This window comes from Gordonia malaquae NBRC 108250, assembly GCF_000344135.1.
GTDB classification, from domain to species: Bacteria; Actinomycetota; Actinomycetes; order Mycobacteriales; family Mycobacteriaceae; genus Gordonia; species Gordonia malaquae.
The window spans coordinates 1-1,486 of record NZ_BAOP01000085.1 but is presented as its reverse complement, the minus strand read 5'-3'; the positions used below and the strand labels follow the sequence as shown (position 1 = coordinate 1,486).

Here is a 1,486-nt window from a genome sequence, read left to right as displayed (position 1 = left end):
TCTTCCGGTTTCAGAGTGCATGGAGGTGTTCTGCCAGGCCGCCGGAGTGGATTAGTGACCGCAAGATGTAGTGGCGTAGGTTGCGGAATCCCAGGGCGATACCGCGGAGGTGTTCCAGGCGGCCGTTGATGGCTTCGACGGGTCCGTTGGATGCGCCGGTGTCGAAGTAGGCCAGAATCTCTGTTCGGCGGACCCACAAGGATCGGCCGAGCTGCGCTGCCTCGGCCAGCCCGGCCGGTAGGCCGGTGCGGATGCGTTTGAGGAGCTTGTACATCGCGATCTTGCCGTCACGACGGTTCGGCTGCTCGTAGGCGGCGATCAGCTCCTGATAGATCGCGTAGGTGATCGCGACTGCCACATGCTCGTCGTGCGCATCCAGACCGGTCTTGAGCCTGGTTTTCTGCTTATCGGTGAGCAACCGGGTCCGGGTCAACAAGGTCCGGCGGATACCGTAGAGCGGATCACCACTGCGGCCCCGATGCCCGCAGGTGTCGGTCTGGACGCGTTGGCGGCACCGGGTGAGTTTTTCGGCGGCCAAGTGGACGACGTGGAAAGGGTCCATGACCGCTCGGGCGTGATCGAGGCTCTCGGCGGTGGCGGTGCGGTAGCCGGAAAAGCCGTCCATCGTCACGACCCGGATGCGGTCACGGAAGGCTTGATCGCGGGCGTCGAGCCAGTTCTTCAGCGCGGCCTTGGATCGGCCGGCGACCATGTCCAACAGCCGGGCCGGCCCGGTGCCGTCAACGACAGGGGTGAGGTCGACCAGCACCGTGACGAAACTCGGATCTCCTTGTCCGCGAACATGTTTCCACTTATGTTCATCGACTCCGAGGATCCGGACCCGGTCGAGACGTTCCGGTGCCGCGGCCAGATTCCGGGCCGCTGACAGGGCGATGGTGTTGACGGTGTCCCAGCCCAATCCGACTGCCGCGGCCACGGCTGTGACGCTCATCTTGTCGACGATCATCCGCCGCAACATCCAGGCCGTGGTGCGGCGGGTGACCTGGGTTCGTGGGGCAACGATGTCCCCGATATCGGCCCGGAAAATGCTTTGGTCGCAGGCGGTGCTCTCACAGCGGTAGCGCGGAACCTGCAGGTGCAGGCGGGTGGGGTGGCCCACGATCGGCAGGTCAGCGACCTCGCGGTGCACATGATCACGCAACCGTCCGGCCGCCCCGCAGCCTGGGCACCGATCATCCGGGGCAAGGAGTTCGCAGTAGAGATGGGTGCGGTCCTGCCCGTCGAGGGCTGCGCCGGTGATCGTCACCCCGAGGTCGATGGTGCGGCAAATGGTATCGGCGATCGCGGTATTCTCGGCCATGGGTCCTGTCGGTGTTCGTGGTGTGGGTGTCAGAACTTTCACCCTGACACCACAGGACCCACCTACCTCGCCACGACTCGCCGCCGGGCCCACCATGCGCAGCCCGTCCCGCTCCTACATGTTGTGGTCACCAGAACCGGTTCTACGCACCGTCAAACCGGAAGA

Annotated in this window: 1 protein-coding gene; it reads right to left on the bottom strand. The window is 64.9% G+C overall.

The features are described 5' to 3' along the window. Nucleotides 1-10: 10 nt before the first annotated feature. Complete coding sequence (locus GM1_RS21265; protein ID WP_008382415.1) at nt 11-1,321, bottom strand: ISL3 family transposase; 1,311 nt, start codon at nt 1,319-1,321, stop codon at nt 11-13. Between the last annotated feature and the right edge of the window lie 165 nt (nt 1,322-1,486).

Coding starts and splice junctions, on each gene's coding strand:
- GM1_RS21265 (WP_008382415.1), bottom strand. CDS start 1,321: ATGGCCGAGAATACCGCGATCGCCGATACCATTTGCCGCACCATCGAC.